Origin of the sequence: Orrella sp. JC864 (assembly GCF_037026685.1) — a bacterium.
In the GTDB taxonomy this organism is placed as follows: domain Bacteria; phylum Pseudomonadota; class Gammaproteobacteria; order Burkholderiales; family Burkholderiaceae_B; genus Orrella.
Genome location: NZ_JBANET010000002.1, coordinates 259,423 through 277,397, shown reverse-complemented (window position 1 = coordinate 277,397; position 17,975 = coordinate 259,423). Strand labels below are relative to the sequence as shown.

Here is a 17,975-nt window from a genome sequence, read left to right as displayed (position 1 = left end):
CGGGAAACGATGCAGCGACGCTATGGTAAAGCAGCCTGGCCGCGCACGCGGGCCGCCGCTCAGATGCCCTCGCGGGTCGGCATGACCACCACCTGCTGCAGGTTCACGTGCCTGGGCTGCGAAACGATGAAGCCCAGCACCTGCGCCACGTCCTCGGCCCGCAGGAACTCGATGGACTGCGCCGCGCCGGCCAGCCAGTCCTTGGCGCCCTGGAAGGTGAAATGATCCTGCAGCTCGGTGGCCGTGATGCCCGGCTCGATCATGCCGACCCGGATGTCGCGCGGCCCCAGCTCCAGGCGCAGGTGGCGGGTCAGGTGGCTGACGTAGGCCTTGGTCGCCGAATAGACGGCGAAATTGCCATAGACGTACTGCCCGGCGATCGACGAGGTGTTGACCAGGTCCGAGGGGCCGCCCCGGGCCGCGGCCTGCTCCAGTTGCGGCACGAACGCGTGGATCACGCGCATGGCCCCGGTCACGTTGATGTCGATCTGCCGCTGCCATTCTTCGAACGGCTGCTCGCCCACGGCGCCGGGCAGCATCAGGCCGGCATTGTTGAAAACCAGGTCGGCGCAGCCGAACTCGCGGCGCACCGCCTGCGCGGCCGCCTGGACCGAAGCGGCATCGGTCGCGTCGGCAGGCAATGCCAGCGCCTGGCCGCCGGCCGCGCGGATCTCGGCCGCCAGGCTCTCCAGGGCGGCCTGGCGGCGCGCCAGCAGCGCCACCCGGGCGCCGCGCGAGGCCAGCAGCAGCGCGCTGGCCTGGCCGATGCCGCTGGAAGCGCCGGTGATGACCGCAACGCGGCCGGCAAGGTCTTGGGAAGTCGTCATGGTGGGCTCCTTGGGGTTCAGGTTCGTCGAAATCCGACAGCCCGAACTCTAGAAGCCGGCGCCGATCGCCGGTAGACGGCGTGCGGCGCCATCAGTAGCAACCGTCAGTTGTCTATCGGCGCGTGGCGCGCGGCGGGCGTGCGCGGCCGCAGCTCGGCGGCCCCCAGCCAGTAGCGCTCGCCGCCCTGGAGCTGCTCGGCGGCAAAATCGATGAAGCGGCGCACCCGCAGCGGCATGTCCCTGCGCTGGGCGTAGTACAGGAACAAGCCCATGCGGTCGCTAACGTGGCGCGCCAGCAGCGGCACCAGCGCGCCGCTGCGCAGCGGCGCGGCCGCGTTGATGCTGTCGATCTGCCCGATGCCCATGCCCTGCAGCACGGCCTGCATCTCGGCCTCGGGATCGCTGCAGCACACCACGGCCGGCACGCACTGGAACACCGTCTCGCCCTTGACCTTGAACTCCCAGGGCACCGGGCGGCTCGTGCCCGGCTGGCGATAGCCCACGCAACGGTGGCGGGCCAGGTCCTGCAGGCGCGCCGGCGCGCCGTGCTCGGCCAGGTAGCCCGGCGAGGCGCACAGGATCAGCTGGATGGGGAACAGGCGCCGCGCCACCACCTGCGCGTCCGGCGGGTTGCCCGAGCGGAAACCCACGTCGATGCGCTCTCCCACGACGTCGGTGGCCCGGTCCTCCAGCGTCAGGTCGAAACGGATGCCCGGATAGCGCTGGCCGAAGGCCGCCAGCAAGGGCATCAGCACCTTGCGCCCGACCGCGCCAGCCGCGCTGATCCGTATCAGCCCTTCTTCCTGCCGCGCGGCGCTGCGCGCGCCTTGCAGCGCCTCGGTCAGCGCCTGCAGGCTGTCCCGGGCCGAATCGAACAGGCGCTGGCCTTCCTCGGTTAGCGCGCTCTTGCGCGTGCTGCGGTGAAACAGGCGCACGCCCAGGTGCGCCTCGAGCTGGCGCACCGCCTTGCTCACGGCCTGGGCGGTGGTGCCCTGCGCCAGGGCGGCGCGGTTGAAGCTGCCCAGTTCGGCAGCCCTGATGAATGTCGATATGGCGCGCAATTCGTCCATGGCAGATCTCCCGGTCCCGGCCGCTGGCCCGGCACGCATTATGGCGCGAGGCGCCGGCCTGCGCAGCCGGGCCCCGGAAATCTATACTTGCCGGGGCACAACGATCTACAAGGAAGACCCCATGCCGGACGTCACCATCTACCACAACCCCAATTGCGGCACCTCGCGCAAGGTGCTGGACATGATCCGCGACAGCGGCGTCCAGCCCACCGTCGTCCAGTACCTGAAGGACCCGCCCGACCGCCAGACGCTGACGGCGCTGATCAAAAAAATGGGCGTGCCCGTGCGCGAGGTGCTGCGCAGCAAGGGCACGCCCTACGAGGAACTGGGCCTGGGCGAGCCCCGATGGACCGACGAGCAGCTGATCGGATTCATGCTCGAGCACCCCATCCTGATCAACCGCCCCATCGTGGACACGCCCCTGGGCGCGCGGCTATGCCGCCCGCCCGAAGCGGTGCTGGACATCCTGCCGCAGGCGGCGCGCGGCCAGTAGCGCGCCGCGCGCGCACGCCGCGGCTTAGCGCGCCGGCGGGGCGCCGGCGCCCAGGTCCACGCCGGTCTGCGGATCGGCCAGGGGATCGGAAGCCGTGCGGCTGACCAGCGCCTGCAAGTCCGCCAGTTCGGCCTGGTCCAACTGCTGCACGCTGGCCGAGCCGTCGCCGCCGTCCACGCTGTGCTGCTTGTCCCGGTCCGAGACGTACTCGAAATTCTCGTCGCTGTTCCACGAGCCGCGCATGTCTCCTTCGCCCTGCGACATATTGAAGTAGGTGTTGGCAAAGGCCGGCATGCCCGGCAGCTTGCCCGGCGGGAAATTCGCCTGCATGGAATACAGCGCCTTCTCGAACGACTGCTGGTGCGCCACTTCGCGCGTCATCAGGAAGCCCAGCGCGTCCTTGACGTCGGGATCGTCGGTCACGTTGATCAGCCTTTCATAGATGATCTTGGCGCGCGCCTCCGCGGCGATGTTGGTGCGCAGGTCGGCCGACGGATCGCCCACGTTCTCGATGTAGCCCGCCGTCCAGAGCTGGCCGGCCGAATTGATCAGCGCCGGGCCGCCGCCATACAGCAGCTGCGTCACGTGCGAATCGTTGCCCGGGCCGTTCAGCGAACGGTACAGCTCGGCCTCGCTTTGCGTGGCTTCGGCCAGCTGGCCCTTGGCGCCCTTGTTCAGCATGGCGATCAGCGAACCGATCACCTCCAGGTGGCTGAGCTCTTCGGTGGCGATGTCCATCAGCATGTCCTTGCGGCCCGGGTCGTCCTCGCCCAGCCCCTGGGCGAAGTAGCGACAGGCCGCCGCCAGTTCGCCCTGGGGGCCGCCGAACTGCTCGAGCAGCAGGTTGGCAAGGCCCGGATTGGGCCGGGCCACCCGCACGGTGTATTGCAATCGTTTGTTGTGGATGAACATGGGGTTTCCCTTGCGTGTCGAGAGCAAGGCCGCCCAGGCGGCGGCCCGCGATGGCTAGCGCTTGGCCGGCTCGCCTTGGCGCGAGCGCTGCAGGAACTCGGCGGTCAGCTGGTCCATGTGCTCTTCGAGCCACTTGGCCATCGCTTCCTCCTCGGCCAGGATGCCGGCGCAGATATCGGCGGTGGCCTGGTCCCCGACCAGCCGCGCGGCGGCCACGAGGCTGCGGTAGGACGCGATCTCCATGTGCTCGAAGGCATAGCTGAACAAGGCCCCCTTGACCACTTCGTCGCTGGCGAACATGCCCGAGAAATTCTGGGCCGCGGCCATCATCTTGCCGCCGGTATCCTTGAGCGCCGAGTTGCTGCCGCCGATGCGCTCCAGGCAGCTGGCGACCTGGCGGGCCTGCCCCTGGGTCTCGACGATGTGCTGCTCGATGCGCTGGCGCAGCACCGGATAATGCTCGAGCCGGCCCGCCATGCCCTTGAGCATGGTTTCGGCCTGCTCTTCCATGGCGTGCGCATCGCGCAGCCAATCCAGCAGGTGTTCCTTCGCTCGGTCTTCGTTGGTCGTCATTGCGTTCACCTTTTCCTCGAAAGTTGCGTGGCTGCAAAACAGCGGGTTATTTGCTCGCGGCCTTCTGGTTGCCGCCGCCCTCGGCGATCAGGGTCAGCTTCTGGTCGGTGGCCTTCTCTTCCTCCAGCGTCGCCTGCAGCAGCTTGATCACGTCATTCAGGCCGAGCTGCTTGGCCAGGGCGCACAAGGTGCCGTAGCTGGCGATCTCGTAGTGCTCGACCTTCTGCGCGCCGCCGATCAGCGCGGCGTCGCGCACCGGGCCTTTTTCCACTTCCTCGATCACCTCCTTGCCCTCCTCGACCAGGCCTTCCATGGCCGCGCACTTGATGCGCTTGAGGCGAAAGCCGGTGAGTTCGACGATCTCGTCGATGCGCTCGATCTGCCCCTGCGTCTCTTCCAGGTGCGTCTCGAAGGCCTGGCGCAGTTCGGGATTCTCCACCGCCCGTGCCAACCGCGGCAGCGCCTTGGCCAGTTGTTTCTCGGCACTGCTGATATCCGAAAGTTCGTGGATGAACAGGTCTTCCAGCGTCTTGACAGCCATTTCTCTCTCCATTGCGGTATAGGGGTTGAGTTCCCCGAAGACATCGGTGTCTTCGAAAGCATCACCGTAGAGCACTCGGCCGGCGCAGTTGTATCGCCCAGTGTCCGCGTTTCACGGAACGCTCGCGCCGGCGCCCGGCGGCCGGGCGCGCCGACTGCGCAAGCCCGTCGGGCCCGGGATGCGGCCGTTTCACGTCGTAGCCAACTTACACAGCCGGCCCACAAATCTGTCCGCCGGCCCGCCTGCGCAGGATCAGGCAAGAATCTCGCAGTAATCGGCATTGCCGCCAGGCTGGCGCCTTCCTTAAGCTTGCAGCTTCCGCGCGGCCACGCGCGCCTTCTGCACTGGGGGGAACCCATGACCATCACCCTGAACATCAACGGCGCCGATACGGCCCTGGACGCCCCCGGCGAAATGCCCCTGCTCTGGGCCTTGCGGGATGTGGCAAAACTGACGGGCACCAAATACGGCTGCGGCATGGCCTTGTGCGGCGCCTGTACGGTGCATGCCGACGGCAACCCCATCCGCGCCTGCGTCATGCCGGTCTCGGCGCTGGCGGGCCAGAAGATCACGACCATCGAAGGCCTGGGCGCCGATCGCGTCGGCCAGGCCGTGCAGGCCGCCTGGGAGGCGCTGGACGTGGTGCAGTGCGGCTACTGCCAGCCCGGCCAGATGATGTCGGCAGCCGCCCTGCTGCGCGGCAATCCCCGCCCCACCGACCAGGACATCGACGATGCCATGAGCGGCAACCTGTGCCGCTGCGCCACCTACGTGCGCATCCGCGCGGCCATCCACCACGCCGCCCGCGCGCTCGCCTGAAGGAGCCCACATGGCCTACCGCACCCTGTCGCAAGATGCCGCCCACGGCGGCCCCTACCCCGCCAACCCGGCCCGGCGCCGCGTGCTGCAAGCCGGCGCCGGGCTGGTCCTGGGCCTGCACCTGGCCCCGCTGCGCGCCGCCGCCGGCCCGCAGGCCGGCGCCGCGCAGCCGGCCGCCTTCGCTCCCAACGCCTTCCTGCGCATCGATACCCGGGGCATCGTCACCGTCTATGCCAAGCACATAGAAATGGGCCAGGGCGCCTACACCGGCCTGGCCACCCTGGCCGCCGAGGAACTGGACGCCGCCTGGGAACAGGTCCGGGTCGAGGGCGCCCCGGTAAACACCGAGCTCTACAAGAACCTGGCCCTGGGCATCCAGGGCACCGGCGGCAGCACCGCCATGGCCAACTCCTTCGAGCAGATGCGCCAGGCCGGAGCCGCGGCGCGCGCCATGCTGGTAGCGGCGGCCGCCGAACGCTGGCAGGTTCCCGCCGGCGAGATCGACGTCGCGCAAGGCACGGTCAGCCACGCCGCCTCGGGCCGCAGCGCCGGCTTCGGCGAGCTGGCCGAGGCGGCCGCGCGCCAGCCGCTGCCGGCCGGCATCGCGCTGAAATCGCCCGAACGCTATACCCTGATCGGCAAGCAGGACCTGCGCCGCACCGACAGCGCCGAGAAGGTCCGTGCGCGCGCCCTCTACACCCAGGATGTCCAGCTGCCCGGCATGCTGGTGGCGGTGGCCGCGCACGCGCCGCGCTTCGGCGCCACGGTGCGCGGCGTCGAGGCCGGACAGGCCAAGGCCGTGCCCGGCGTGCGCGCGGTCGTGCAGTTCGAGGGCTCGGCCACGCGCTCGGCCGGCGTGGCGGTGCTGGCCGACAATACCTGGGCGGCCCGCAGCGGCCGCGACCTGCTGGCCATCGACTGGGACGAAAGCCAGGCCTATCGCGGCGGCAGCGACACGCTGCTGGCCCGCTACCGCGAGCTGGCCGGCACCGCCGGCACGCTCGCGGCCGAGCGCGGCGACGTGCAGGCCGCGCTGGCCTCGGCCGCCCAGGTGATCGAGGCCGACTTCGAGTTTCCCTACCTGGCCCATGCCAGCATGGAGCCGCTCAATTGCGTGGTGCGCCTGGGCGAGGACGAATGCGAAATCTGGAACGGCGAGCAGTTCCAGACCGCCGACCAGCAGGCCGTCAGCGCCTACCTGGGCCTGCCGCCCGAGCGCGTATCGATCCACCAGCTTTATGCCGGCGGCAGTTTCGGCCGGCGCGCCAGTTCCAGCGCCGACTACCTGCTCGAAGCCGTGGCCATTGCCCGGGCGGCGCGCCGGCAAGGACTGGATGCGCCCGTCAAGCTGGTCTGGACCCGCGAGGACGACACCCGCGCCGGCTACTACCGGCCGCTGTACCTGCACCGGGCCCGCGTCGGCCTGGACGCCCAGGGCCAGGTCACCGCCTGGCAGGTGCGCGTGGTGGGCCAGTCCATCATCGCGGGCACGCCTTTCGCGGACTTCATGATCAAGGACGGCGTGGACACCACCTCGGTCGAGGGCCTGTCCGACCTGAGCTATGGGGTGCCCAACCTGCGGGTCGAGCTGCATTCGCCCAGCGACTCGCGCGTGCCCGTGCTGTGGTTCCGCTCGGTGGGCCACACGCACACGGCCTTCACCGCCGAGACCCTGATCGACGAGGCTGCCCGCGCCGGCGGCAACGACCCGGTGGCCTACCGGCGCGCCCTGCTGGCCGGCCATCCCCGCCACCTGGGCGTGCTGGAGCTGGCCGCGCGGCAGGCCGGCTGGGACCAGCCCCTGGCAAGCGGCGCCGCCGGCACGCGGCGCGGCCGGGGCGTGGCGGTGCACGAATCGTTCCAGTCGGTCGTGGCGCAGGTGGTCGAGATCACGGTGGACCAGGCCGGCGCGCTCAAGGTCGACCGGGTGGTGTGCGCCGTCGATTGCGGCATCGCCATCAACCCGGACGTGGTGCGCGCCCAGATGGAAGGCGGCATCGGCTTTGCGCTGTCGGCCGCGCTGCATGGCGCCATCACGCTGGCCGACGGCGTGGTCGAGCAAAGCAACTTCCACGACTATCCGGCGCTGCGCATGAACGAGATGCCCCAGGTGCAGGTGCACATTGTTTCTTCCGCGCAGCCGCCCACGGGCGTGGGCGAGCCTGGCGTGCCGCCGCTGGCGCCGGCCCTGGCCAATGCGATCTTCGATGCGGTGGGCACCCGGGTGCGCACGCTGCCCATACGCACGCCCCTGCGGGTTCCCGCATGAAGGGCACGCCAGCGGCCATCGCCGGGCCCGCCCTGGTCCAGGCGCGGCGCCTGGCGCAATACCGCGCCGAGATTGCCCGGCGGGTGGCCGCCCGGATGCCGGACGACGGCTTGCAGCAGACCCCCTACCCCGGGCTGGCGCTGGTGCGCTATGCCAGTCCGGCCGACCTGGGCTGCGCCCAGAGCCGCCCTTCGCTGGCCATCGCGGTGCAGGGCGCCAAGCAGGTACAGCTGGGCGAGGAGGTCTTCGAGTACGGCCCGGCCAATTACCTGGTGACCGCCTTCGACCTGCCGGTCCTGGCCCGCATCACCCATGCCACGCCGCGCCAGCCCTACCTGTGCGTGGTGCTGGACATCAATGCCGAACGGCTGGGCGAAGTGCTGGGCGAGATCGGCCCGCCCGCCCCGGCCGACGCCCCGCCGATGCGCGGGGTGGCCCTGGCCCCGGTCGATGCCGACCTGCTCGAACCGCTGCTGCGGCTGCTGCGCCTGCTCGACCACCCGGCCGACCTGCGCGCGCTGGGACCGCTGGCCGAACGCGAAATCCTCTATCGCCTGGTCACCGGCGAACTGGGTCCGCGCCTGCGCCGCCTGGCGGCCGGGCCGGCCCACCAGATCAGCCGCGCCATCGATTGGCTCCAGCGCCACTACGCCCAGCCGCTGCGCATCGAGACGCTGGCCCAGGCGGTGAACATGAGCCCGTCGTCCCTGCACCATCATTTCAAGGCCATCACCGCCATGAGCCCGCTGCAATACCAGAAGCAGCTGCGCCTGCGCGAAGCCCGCCGCCTGATGCTGGCCGAACCCCTGGACGCCGGCGCGGCCGCGCACCGGGTGGGCTATGAAAGCGCCTCGCAGTTCAGCCGCGAGTACAGCCGCCTGTACGGGCTGCCGCCGCTGCGCGACGTCAAGCGGCTGCGCTGCCTGGGGGATGCGCTAAGCTGACGGGCATGATGCTCGAGCACGCCGCGCGCCGCTATCGCCTGCCGGCCATGCCTGCCTGCGCCATGCGGGCGCAGGCGGACGATCCCGCCACGGCCCTGGCCTTGGCCATCGAGCAGGCCCGTCTTGCCGTGACGCAGGCGCAATCGCCGGATGCGGCGCTGGCACGGCAGTTCACCGATGCGCTGGCGCGCCTGATCCGGGATGCGATGCGGCCCGGGTCCGGCGATCCGGCGTTGCAGGCCATGGTGCTGCGGCATCATGCGCCGCCCGTGCGCGAATATGCCGGGCTGGCGGCCCGGGCCGCGCAGGACCTGCGCCGGGTGCTCGGCACCGTCCATGCCATCGCCCATCCGGCCAGGCTGCGGCGCCACGGCGCAGACCCGCTATGCGGGGCGCTGGCCCGGCTGCACGAATCGGCCAGCCGGCACGCCTGGGCCGAACTGGCCGATACAGCCAGCGCACTGCTGCGCACCCCGCAGGCCGCCGCCCAGGCGCCGCTGGCGCGCAGCCTGACGCGCCTGCTGGCCGGCCCCGAGCTGCAGCACCTGCTGCGCATGGACAGCCTGGGGCAGCACGAACAAGTACGGCAGTACCGCCAGCTGTGGGCGCGGCATGGACCGGCGCCGGGCAGCGCCGGCGCGACCGCCCGGGGCACGGCCGGCCAGCGGCGCGGGGCGGCCGTCGAAGCCCTGGCCGAGCAGGCCTTGGAGACGCTGGCCATGCGCCTGGACCAGGCCGGCGGCGGCGCCATCCATCGGGTCGTCACGTCCTTGCGCGTGCCGGCCGCGCTGGCGGGCCGCGCCAAGCGTGCCAAGACGGAATGGGACGCGGTGGTGCTGCGCCAGGCGCCGGGCTCGCAGCCGGCCTGGGACGTCTGCCTGGTACTGGAAGCCAAGGCCTCGGTGGACGCGGCCACGACCGACTTTCCCCGCCTGCTGCGGGGCCTGGCCTTGCTCGCGCTGGCCCGGCCCGACCAGGTCTATCCCTTCGCGGCGCGGCAAGGAACCGTGCCCCTGCGCGGGGCATCGCTCGCGGCCCTGCCCACGCAGGCGCATGCGCTGGCCGGCACCGTGCTTTATTGCTGCGATGCGCCGGCAGATTCCACCCCGCGCCTGCTGGGCGCGGCCAGCCGCATGCAGCTGCTGTCCGCGCCGGCCAGCCTGGACTACGCCAGTACGCTGGCACAGGGCCAGCCCGCCGACCCGGCGCTGCTCGAGCCCGTCTGGCGTGACCTGCTGGCCTCGCCCCGCTGGCATGCCGTGCTTTGGCAATATCCCACGCTGCGCCAGGTGCGCGAACTGATGGTCCACGCCGCCGACCTGCAGGCGGCGGCCGAATCGGCGCAGGAATTTACGAAGAATTGACGCGCCCGCGCGGCAACAGGCATGGAGACTTTACGGGGGCCGGATCGAGAATGCAGCCGTTGCCGATCCGGCTTGCAGGACCCGTCCCATGACCGAGTTCCTTATCGTTATCGCGCTGGCCCTGGCGCTGGGCTGGCCGCTGGGCCGCTACCTGGCGGCGGTGATGCGGGGCGCGCCGATGCGCGGCGACCGCGCCTTCGGGTTGATCGAGCGCCCGCTGTACCGCCTGCTGGGCGTGGATCCGGCGCGCAGCATGGGCTGGCAGGAGTATGCGCGGGCCTTCCTGCTGAGCAACCTCGTGCTCGGGGGGATTGCCTGGGTGCTGTTCATGACCCAGGCCTGGCTGCCGCTCAATCCCAACCAGGCCCCGAACATGCGCTGGGACCTGGCGCTGCACACGGCGGTTTCGTTCCTGACCAACACCAACCAGCAACACTATTCGGGCCAGGCCCAGCTGTCGCACCTGTCGCAAATGACCGGCCTGGTCGGGCTGCAGGTCATCACCCCGATGATGGGCCTGGCCCTGGCGGCGGCGACGCTGCGCGGCCTGTTCGGCGTCCCCGGCGCGCCGATCGGCCCGGGCGATGAACGCGGCGCCCGGGCCGGCCTGGGCAACTACTGGGCCGACATCATCCGTCCGGCGGTGCGCGTCCTGCTGCCGCTGTGCCTGCTGTTCTCGCTGCTGCTGACCAGCCAGGGCGTGCCCGCCACCTTGCAGGGCGGGCCGGTGGCCACGCCACTGGACGCCAGCGCGCCCATGGCCGGACAGAAGATCCCGCTCGGGCCGGTCGCGGCGATGGTCGCCGTCAAGCAGCTGGGCACCAACGGCGGGGGCTGGTACGGTTCGAACAGCGCCGTGCCATTGGAGAACCCCACGCCGCTGTCGAACCTGATGCAAACGCTGGCTATCGTCCTGCTGCCGGTGGCCGTGGTCTTCATGGCCGGCGCGCTGACCGGCCGCAAGCGGCTCGCCGCCCTGATCCTGGGCTGCATGGCGACGCTGTCGGTGGCCTCGGCAAGCCTGGCGGTGTGGTCCGAGGCCTATTCGCCATCGAGCGCCGATCCCGCCCTGATGGAAGGCAAGGAGGTGCGCCTGGGCGCGCAGGCCTCGGCCCTATGGGCGGCGCTGACCACGCAGACCAGCAACGGCTCGGTCAACGCCATGCACGATTCGCTCGCCCCGCTGACCGGCCTGGTGGCGCTGGTCAACATGCTGGTCAACGCCATCTGGGGCGGGATCGGCAGCGGATTGCAGCAGTTCATGGTCTACCTGTTGCTGGGCGTGTTTCTTGCCGGCCTGATGACCGGACGCACGCCCGCCCTGTGCGGGCGCAGGATCGAGGCGCCCGAGGTCAGGCTGCTGGCCGTGCTGGTGCTGCTGCCGCCGCTGGTGCTGCTGGGCCTGACGGCGACCAGCCTGGCCGTCCCCTCGCTGGCCGGCAACTCCAACCCCGGCTTTCATGGCGTCAGCCAGGTGCTCTACGAATACGCCTCGGCCTTGGCCAACAACGGCTCGGGCTTCGAGGGGCTGGCCGACGCGAGCCATTGGTGGAACCTGAGCTGCGCCGCCGCGCTGGCGCTTGGCCGCTATCCGGCCCTGATCCTGCCGCTGGCCATCGCCGCGATGCTGGCGCGCAAGCGCGCCGCGCCCCAGGGTCCCGGCACCTTGGACATCGAAACCCCGACCTTTGCCCTGACCCTGATCGCGGTCATCGCGATCCTGGCCGTACTGCAATTCCTGCCCGCGCTGGTGCTCGGCCCGGTGGCCGAGCACCTGGCGCTGGCCGCTTCCTGAAGGCAATGCCATGGACGAAACATCCTTCTTCGCCACGGCCGGCCATCGCCCGGCGCTGGCCGGCCGCGCCGGCCTGAAAACCGCCGCCTTGCAGGCTTGCGCCCGGCTCGCGCCCTGGCACGCCTTCAAGAACCCCGTCATGGCCGTGGTCTGGCTGGGCACGCTGTGCTGCGCCGTGCTTGCCCTGCTGGGCAGGACCGCGCCAGCCGCCGGCTGGAGCGTGACCGTGGTGCTGCTGGCGACCTTGCTGTTCGCCAACTTCGCCGAGGCGCTGGCCGAGGCGCGTGGACGCGGCCAGGCCGCTACGCTGCGCCGCGCCCGCAAGGACCTGGTCGCGCGCCGCGTCGTCATCGACGCGGCCGGCGTGCACGAGACGCAGACGGTCGCCGCGGCCCGATTGCAACCCGGCGACCTGGTACGCGTGGCCGCCGGCGAGATCGTGCCGGCCGATGGCGAGATCGTGCGCGGCCTGGCCACCATCAACGAGTCGGCCGTCACCGGCGAGTCCGCGCCCGTGCTGCGCGAAGCCGGCACCGACCGCTCCGGGGTGATAGGCGGCACCAAGGTGCTATCCGACGAGATCGTGGTGCGCGTCACCTCGCTGCCCGGCGACAGTTTCCTCGATCGGATGATTGCGCTGGTCGAGGGCGCCAGCAGGCAGAAAACGCCCAACGAAATTGCGCTGGGCCTGCTGCTGGGCACGATGACGCTGACCTTCCTGATCGTGGTCGGCACCTTGCCCGCCATCGCCGGCTTCGTGGGCATCCCGATCGACCCCTTGCAGCTGGTGGCGTTGCTGGTATGCCTGATTCCCACCACCATCGGCGGGCTGCTGCCGGCCATCGGCATCGCCGGCATGAACCGCGCGCTCTCGGCCAACGTGCTGGCCAAATCGGGCAAGGCAGTGGAAGTGGCCGGCGACGTGGACGTGCTGCTGCTCGATAAGACAGGCACCATCACCCACGGCGACCGCCAGGCCACGGCACTGCATCCGCTGGCCGGCGTCGATCCCGGCCGCCTGCGTGAAGCCGCCCTGCTGTCGTCGCTGGCCGATCCCACCCCGGAAGGCAAGTCCATCGTCCAGCTGGCGCGCCTGCCCGGCGCCGCCATCGACGAGCCCGCCGGCGCGCGCTTCATTGCCTTCAGCGCGCAGACCCGCATGTCCGGCGTGGACCTGACCGATGGCCGCGCCATCCGCAAGGGCGCCTTGGACGCCATCGTCCGCCACGTCAAGGCGCAGGGCGGCCAGGTCCCGGCCGAGCTGCAAAGCCGGGTCGAGCAGGTGGCGCGCACCGGGGCCACGCCGCTGGTGGTGGCCAGCGGCCGCCACGTGCTGGGCGTCGTGGCGCTCTCGGACGTGGTCAAGCACGGCATCAAGGAAAAGTTCGCGCGGCTGCGCGCGATGGGCATCAGGACAGTCATGATCACCGGCGACAACCCGCTGACCGCCGCCGCGATCGCGGCCCAGGCCGGCGTGGACGACTACATCGCCCAGGCCAGGCCCGAGGACAAGCTGGCGCGCATCCGCCGGGAACAGGCCGGCGGCCACCTGGTGGCGATGGTGGGCGACGGCACCAACGACGCGCCGGCGCTGGCCCAGGCCGACGTGGGGCTGGCGATGAACTCGGGCACGCAGGCCGCCAAGGAGGCCGGCAACATGGTCGACCTGGATTCCGACCCGGCCAAGCTGCTGGCGGTGGTGGAGATCGGCAAGCAGCAGCTGGTCACGCGCGGCGCGCTGACCACGTTCTCGCTGGCCAACGACGTGTCCAAGTACTTCGCCATCCTGCCGGCGATGTTCGCCGGCACGGTCCCCTCGATGGCCTCGCTGGACCTCATGCGCCTGTCCAGCCCCGCCAACGCGGTGCTGGCCGCGCTGATCTTCAACGCCGCCATCATCCCGCTGCTGATCCCGCTGGCCCTGCGCGGCGTGCGCTTTCGCCCGGCCAGCGCCACCGCGCTGCTGCGGCGCAATATGATGGTATATGGCGTAGGCGGCCTGCTGCTGCCCTTCCCGGCCATCAAGCTGATCGACATGCTGCTGGCCGCCGCCGGCGCCTGAGGAGATTTCCATGATCACCGACGACTCCCCCCTGGCAGCGCGCACGCGTGGCCCTGGCGCCGGCCTGCTGCGGCCCAGCCTGGGCCTGGCGGCGGTCACGCTGCTGGTGTTCGGCCTGGGCTATTCGCTGGCGGCCACCGGCCTGGGCCACGCCCTGTTCCCGCACGAGGCCCAGGGCAGCATGGCCTGGCGCGAGGGCAAAGCCGTGGGCTCGCTGCTGGTGGCGCAGCCCTTCGCGGCGGACCGCTACTTCCATCCGCGCCCTTCGGCTTCGGATTACGACCCGATGGCCTTGGCCGGCAGCAACCAGGCCCGCAGCAACCCGGCCCTGCGCCAGCGCATCGCGCAGGCGCGGGCGCAGGCCGCGGCCCGGGAAGGGATCGCGCCGCAAGCCGTGCCGCCAGAGCTGCTCACGCAATCGGCCAGCGCCCTGGATCCGCACATCAGCCCGCAGGCCGCGCGCATCCAGCTGGCCCGCGTGGCCCGGGCCCGCCAGCTGGCGCCCGAACGCATCGAGGCGGTGCTTGCCCGCCACATCGAAGGCCCGCAGCTGGGCTTGCTGGGGCAGCCGCGGGTCAACGTGCTGGCCTTGAACCTGGCGCTGGACGCCCTGCCGCAAGCGGGCGCGCACCGTCCATGACAGAGGGCGGGCGCCGCGACGCGAAGGCCGATGCCCTGGCCAGCGGGCTGCGCCGCCAGGACAGCGGCCGCCTGACCGTGTTCCTGGGCGCGGCCCCGGGCGTGGGCAAGACCTATGCCATGCTCGCGCGCGGCCGCGAGCTGCAGCGCCAGGGCATCGATACCGTGGCCGGCATCGTCGAGACCCACGGCCGCAGCGAGACGGCGGCCTTGCTCGACGGGCTGGAAGTCGTGCCGCGCAGGCGCATCGACCACCACGGCCGCCTGTTCGAGGAAATGGACATCGACGCCGTGCTGGCCCGTGCGCCGCGCGTGGCGCTGGTCGACGAGCTGGCGCACCGCAACGTGCCGGGAAGCCGCCACGAGCGGCGCTGGCAGGATGTGGTCGAGCTGCTCGATGCCGGTATCGACGTCTATACCACGGTCAACATCCAGCACCTTGAAAGCCTGAACGACATCGTGCACCGCATTACCGGCGTGCGGGTAAGCGAAACCGTGCCCGATGCGGTATTGGACCGGCTGCGCGACATCCGCCTGGTGGACCTGCCGCCGCGCGAACTGATAGAACGGCTGCGCCAGGGCAAGGTCTATCTGCCCGAGCAGGCCGAGCGCGCCTTGCAATCGTTCTTCTCGCCCTCGAACCTGGCGGCGCTGCGCGAGCTGGCCATGCAGACCGCCGCCGACCATATCGGCGAGGACCTGCGCCAGACGCAGGCCGCCCTGGGCCTGCCGGGCATCGCGCTGCGCCGGCGCGTGCTGATCGCCATCGACGGCCTGGGCGCATCCGAATACCTGGTGCGCACCGGCCGCCGCCTCGCCGAGCGCCGGGACGCCCCCTGGAGCGTGGTCACCGTGCAGGCCGGGGGCCCGCCCGATGCCCAACGGCAGGCCGAGCTGGATCGCGCCTTCTCGCTGGCGCGCAGCCTGGGCGCGGACACCGAGATCCTGCACGGCCCGCGTGTGGCCGATGCCTTGCTGGATCACGCCGGCCGCGACGGGGTGTCCACCATCGTCGTGGGGCGCACCCGCGAAAGGCCGTTCGCGCGCATGCTCAACCGCACCCTGACCCAGCAGTTGCTGCAGCGCGGGGCGCACTACGAACTGGTGATCGTCAGCGCGCCCCAGGCCAGGGCGCGCGCGCGCCGGCGCGCGCCGGGCCTGGCGCACAAGCCGGGACGCGGCGAGGCGCTGCTGGCCCTGGGCGCCACGGCCGCGTCGGTGGCGCTGGCGTGGCTGGCCGAACGCTGGATGGGCCTGCAAGACCTCTCGATGGTGTTCATCGTCGCCGTCGTGCTGGTGGCCTCGCGCACCCGCATGGCCGCCGCCGTGCTGGCCGCGGTCCTGTGCTTCCTGGCCTATAACGTGTTCTTCATCGAGCCGCGCTACACCTTGTTCATCGGCGCGCGCCAGGGCGTGGTCACCGTGATGCTGTTCCTGCTTGCGGCGCTGGCCGCCGGCCGCCTGGCCTCGCAGCTGCGCATGCAGGTGCTGGCGCTGCGCGCGGCCAACACCCAGGCCACGGCGCTGCAAGGCCTGGGCCGGCAGCTCGCGGCGGCTGCCGACCTGCAGCAGGTGCTCAAGTCGGGCTGCGCCGCGCTGGAGCGCTACCTGGGCGCGCAAGCCTGGCTGCGCGTGGACCAGGCCCTGCAGGCCTCGACCGGCGCGCCGCTGGCGCAGATCGACCAGGCCGCGGCGGACTGGACGCTGGCGCATGGCCAGCCGGCCGGACGCCATACCGACACGCTGGCCGGGGCAAGCTGGTGGTTCCTGCCCTTGCGCGACGGCCAGGACACCGTCGGCGTAATGGGACTGCTGCTGGACGCCGGCCCCGGGCGCCTGAGCACGCCGCTGCGCCGCCTGGCCGAAGCGATGGCCGAGGACATCGCCCAGGCCTGCCTGCGCACCCGCCTGGTGGCCGACCTGCAAAGCGCCCGGGTGGCCACCGAAACCGAGCGCCTGCGCTCGGCGCTGCTGTCCTCGGTTTCGCATGACCTGCGCTCGCCGCTGGCCGCCATGGTCGGATCGGCCAGCAGCCTGGCCAGCTACGGCCACGCAATGAGCGAACAGGACCGCGCCAGCCTGCTGGACGCCATCCTGCTCGAAGGAGACCGCCTGGACCGCTACATCCAGAACCTGCTGGACATGACCCGGCTGGGCCATGCCGGCCTGAAGCTGAACCGCGACTGGATCGGGGTGGACGAGCTGGTCGGCTCGGCCGCCAGCCGCCTGCGCCGCTACCAGCCCGATGCGGTGCTGCGATGGAACCTGGCGCCGGACCTGCCGCCGATATGGGTGCACCCGGCGCTGATCGAGCAGGCGCTGTTCAACGTGCTGGAGAACGCCGCCAAGTTCTCGCCGCCCGGCCAGGCCATCGACATCTCGGCGCGGCTGGCCGACGGACAGCTGCAGCTGGACGTGCTCGACCGCGGCCCGGGCATTCCCGAGGCCGAGCGCCGCAGGATCTTCGACATGTTCTACAGCGTCGAGCGCGGCGACCGGGGCGGCCAGGGCACGGGCCTGGGGCTGGCCATCGTGCAAGGCATGGTGGGCGCGCACGGCGGCAGCGTGCAGGCCCTGCCGGGCCCGGACGGGCGCGGCACGCTGATCCGCGTTACGCTTGCGTTGCTGGCCCCTTCTTCCTTGCCGAAAGCGCCGGATGCCGACTGAACATCTCCCGCCCGCCGCGCATATCGTGGTGATAGACGATGAACCGCAGATCCGCCGGTTTCTGGACATCAGCCTGCGGGCGCAGGGCTACCAGGTCGCGCTGGCCGCAAGCGGCAAGGCCGGCCTGGAGCTGCTGGCAAGCCAGCGCGCCGACCTGGTCGTGCTGGACATCGGCCTGCCCGACATGGACGGCCACGAGGTGCTGCGCGCGCTGCGCGGCTGGTCCGGGGTGCCGGTCATCATGTTGACGGTGCGCGCCGGCGAAAGCGAAAAAGTGGCCGCGCTGGACGCCGGCGCCAACGATTACGTCACCAAGCCGTTCGGCACGCAGGAGCTGATGGCGCGCATCCGCGCGCTGCTGCGCCGCCACGGCGAGCAGGCTGCCGAGCCCGCCGTCTTTGACGACGGGCGCCTGCGCATCGACCTGGCGCGGCGCGAGGTCCGCCTGCATGGAGAACAGCTGGCGCTGGGACGCAAGGAATACGCGCTGCTGGCGCTGCTGCTGCGGCACAGCGGACGTGTCGTCACCCAGCCGCACATACTCCGGGAGATATGGGGCGCGACCCACACCGAAGATACGCACTACGTGCGCGTCCTGGTCGGCAAGCTGCGCCAGAAGCTGGGCGACGACGCGGCGCAGCCGCGCTGGATCGTGACCGAGCCGGGCGTCGGCCTGCGCTTTGCCCCGGCCGCCTGCGGCGAAGAAGCGGCCGGCCCGTCCCGCGACGGGCCGGCCGCCTAGAACGGCTTGAGCACCACCAGCACGACCACGGCGCACACCAGGCCCAGCGCCGCCGCGGGCGCGTAAGGCAAAGTCCCGGGCAAGGACGCCTCCTGCGCATGGGCCAGCCGGCGCAGGCGGCCCGAAGACAGCTGGCCGCCCTGGCCCCCGGCCGCGGCGGCCAGGGCCAGCAAGGCAGCCAGCAAGCCGCCGGCCCAGGCCAGCACCGCCGCGATATGCAGGCACTTGAGCCAGAGATAGTCCATGTCCGCCCCCGCC

The 17,975-nt window shown here is 71.3% G+C and carries 16 protein-coding genes; 10 read left to right on the top strand and 6 right to left on the bottom strand.

From position 1 onward, the window contains the following. Positions 1-59 precede the first annotated feature (59 nt). Complete coding sequence (locus tag V8Z80_RS03060; RefSeq protein WP_336060961.1) at positions 60-827, bottom strand: SDR family oxidoreductase; 768 nt, start codon at positions 825-827, stop codon at positions 60-62. Between the two features lie 104 nt (positions 828-931). Continuing rightward, complete coding sequence (locus tag V8Z80_RS03055) at positions 932-1,897, bottom strand: LysR family transcriptional regulator (protein WP_336060960.1); 966 nt, start codon at positions 1,895-1,897, stop codon at positions 932-934. 121 nt (positions 1,898-2,018) lie between these two features. Between V8Z80_RS03055 and arsC the strand changes: the two genes are divergently transcribed. Next, positions 2,019-2,390 (top strand): arsenate reductase (glutaredoxin), encoded by a 372-nt coding sequence (gene arsC / locus V8Z80_RS03050; protein ID WP_155196027.1) that lies wholly within the window; start codon positions 2,019-2,021, stop codon positions 2,388-2,390. A gap of 24 nt (positions 2,391-2,414) precedes the next feature. Here the strand turns inward: arsC and V8Z80_RS03045 are convergent, their stop codons facing one another. Genes V8Z80_RS03045 through V8Z80_RS03035 form a run of 3 tightly spaced genes read right to left on the bottom strand, consistent with a single transcriptional unit; the run spans position 2,415 to position 4,416 of the window. After that, positions 2,415-3,302: a manganese catalase family protein gene (locus V8Z80_RS03045; protein ID WP_336060959.1), complete on the bottom strand. Its 888-nt coding sequence runs from the start codon at positions 3,300-3,302 to the stop codon at positions 2,415-2,417. Positions 3,303-3,356: 54 nt separating this feature from the next. Further along, on the bottom strand, positions 3,357-3,875 hold the full coding sequence (locus tag V8Z80_RS03040; RefSeq protein ID WP_155196031.1) for a ferritin-like domain-containing protein: 519 nt from the start codon (positions 3,873-3,875) through the stop codon (positions 3,357-3,359). A gap of 46 nt (positions 3,876-3,921) precedes the next feature. After that, positions 3,922-4,416, bottom strand: coding sequence for a YciE/YciF ferroxidase family protein (locus V8Z80_RS03035; RefSeq protein WP_336060958.1), 495 nt, complete (start codon positions 4,414-4,416; stop codon positions 3,922-3,924). Positions 4,417-4,773: 357 nt separating this feature from the next. Here V8Z80_RS03035 and V8Z80_RS03030 point away from each other — a divergent pair, with 357 nt between their 5' ends. From V8Z80_RS03030 to V8Z80_RS02990, 9 genes are all read left to right on the top strand, one after another. After that, positions 4,774-5,235, top strand: coding sequence for a (2Fe-2S)-binding protein (locus V8Z80_RS03030; RefSeq protein ID WP_336060957.1), 462 nt, complete (start codon positions 4,774-4,776; stop codon positions 5,233-5,235). A gap of 10 nt (positions 5,236-5,245) precedes the next feature. After that, the gene (locus V8Z80_RS03025; protein ID WP_336060956.1) at positions 5,246-7,504 is read left to right on the top strand and encodes a xanthine dehydrogenase family protein molybdopterin-binding subunit; all 2,259 of its coding nucleotides are present in this window, start codon (positions 5,246-5,248) and stop codon (positions 7,502-7,504) included. Continuing rightward, positions 7,501-8,448, top strand: coding sequence for an AraC family transcriptional regulator (locus V8Z80_RS03020; RefSeq protein ID WP_336060955.1), 948 nt, complete (start codon positions 7,501-7,503; stop codon positions 8,446-8,448). The genes V8Z80_RS03025 and V8Z80_RS03020 overlap by 4 nt, the downstream gene beginning before the upstream one ends. Positions 8,449-8,453: 5 nt before the next feature. Beyond that, positions 8,454-9,812, top strand: coding sequence for a 3-deoxy-D-arabino-heptulosonate 7-phosphate synthase (locus V8Z80_RS03015; protein WP_336060954.1), 1,359 nt, complete (start codon positions 8,454-8,456; stop codon positions 9,810-9,812). An 88-nt stretch (positions 9,813-9,900) separates the two neighbouring features. Continuing rightward, a complete protein-coding gene (gene kdpA / locus V8Z80_RS03010) occupies positions 9,901-11,607 on the top strand; it encodes a potassium-transporting ATPase subunit KdpA (protein ID WP_336060953.1) in 1,707 nt (568 codons plus the stop codon). 10 nt (positions 11,608-11,617) lie between these two features. After that, entirely contained in the window at positions 11,618-13,669 is a 2,052-nt protein-coding gene (gene kdpB / locus V8Z80_RS03005; RefSeq protein ID WP_336060952.1) for a potassium-transporting ATPase subunit KdpB, read from the top strand. Positions 13,670-13,679: 10 nt separating this feature from the next. Next, entirely contained in the window at positions 13,680-14,309 is a 630-nt protein-coding gene (gene kdpC / locus V8Z80_RS03000; protein WP_336060951.1) for a potassium-transporting ATPase subunit KdpC, read from the top strand. Beyond that, complete coding sequence (locus tag V8Z80_RS02995) at positions 14,306-16,975, top strand: sensor histidine kinase KdpD (protein WP_336060950.1); 2,670 nt, start codon at positions 14,306-14,308, stop codon at positions 16,973-16,975. Before kdpC ends, V8Z80_RS02995 begins: the two co-directional genes overlap by 4 nt. Continuing rightward, a complete protein-coding gene (locus tag V8Z80_RS02990; protein WP_336060949.1) occupies positions 16,965-17,717 on the top strand; it encodes a response regulator transcription factor in 753 nt (250 codons plus the stop codon). The genes V8Z80_RS02995 and V8Z80_RS02990 overlap by 11 nt, the downstream gene beginning before the upstream one ends. Here the strand turns inward: V8Z80_RS02990 and V8Z80_RS02985 are convergent. Then, the gene (locus tag V8Z80_RS02985; protein ID WP_155196044.1) at positions 17,714-17,962 is read right to left on the bottom strand and encodes a hypothetical protein; all 249 of its coding nucleotides are present in this window, start codon (positions 17,960-17,962) and stop codon (positions 17,714-17,716) included. The genes V8Z80_RS02990 and V8Z80_RS02985 overlap by 4 nt on opposite strands. Positions 17,963-17,975 lie beyond the last annotated feature (13 nt).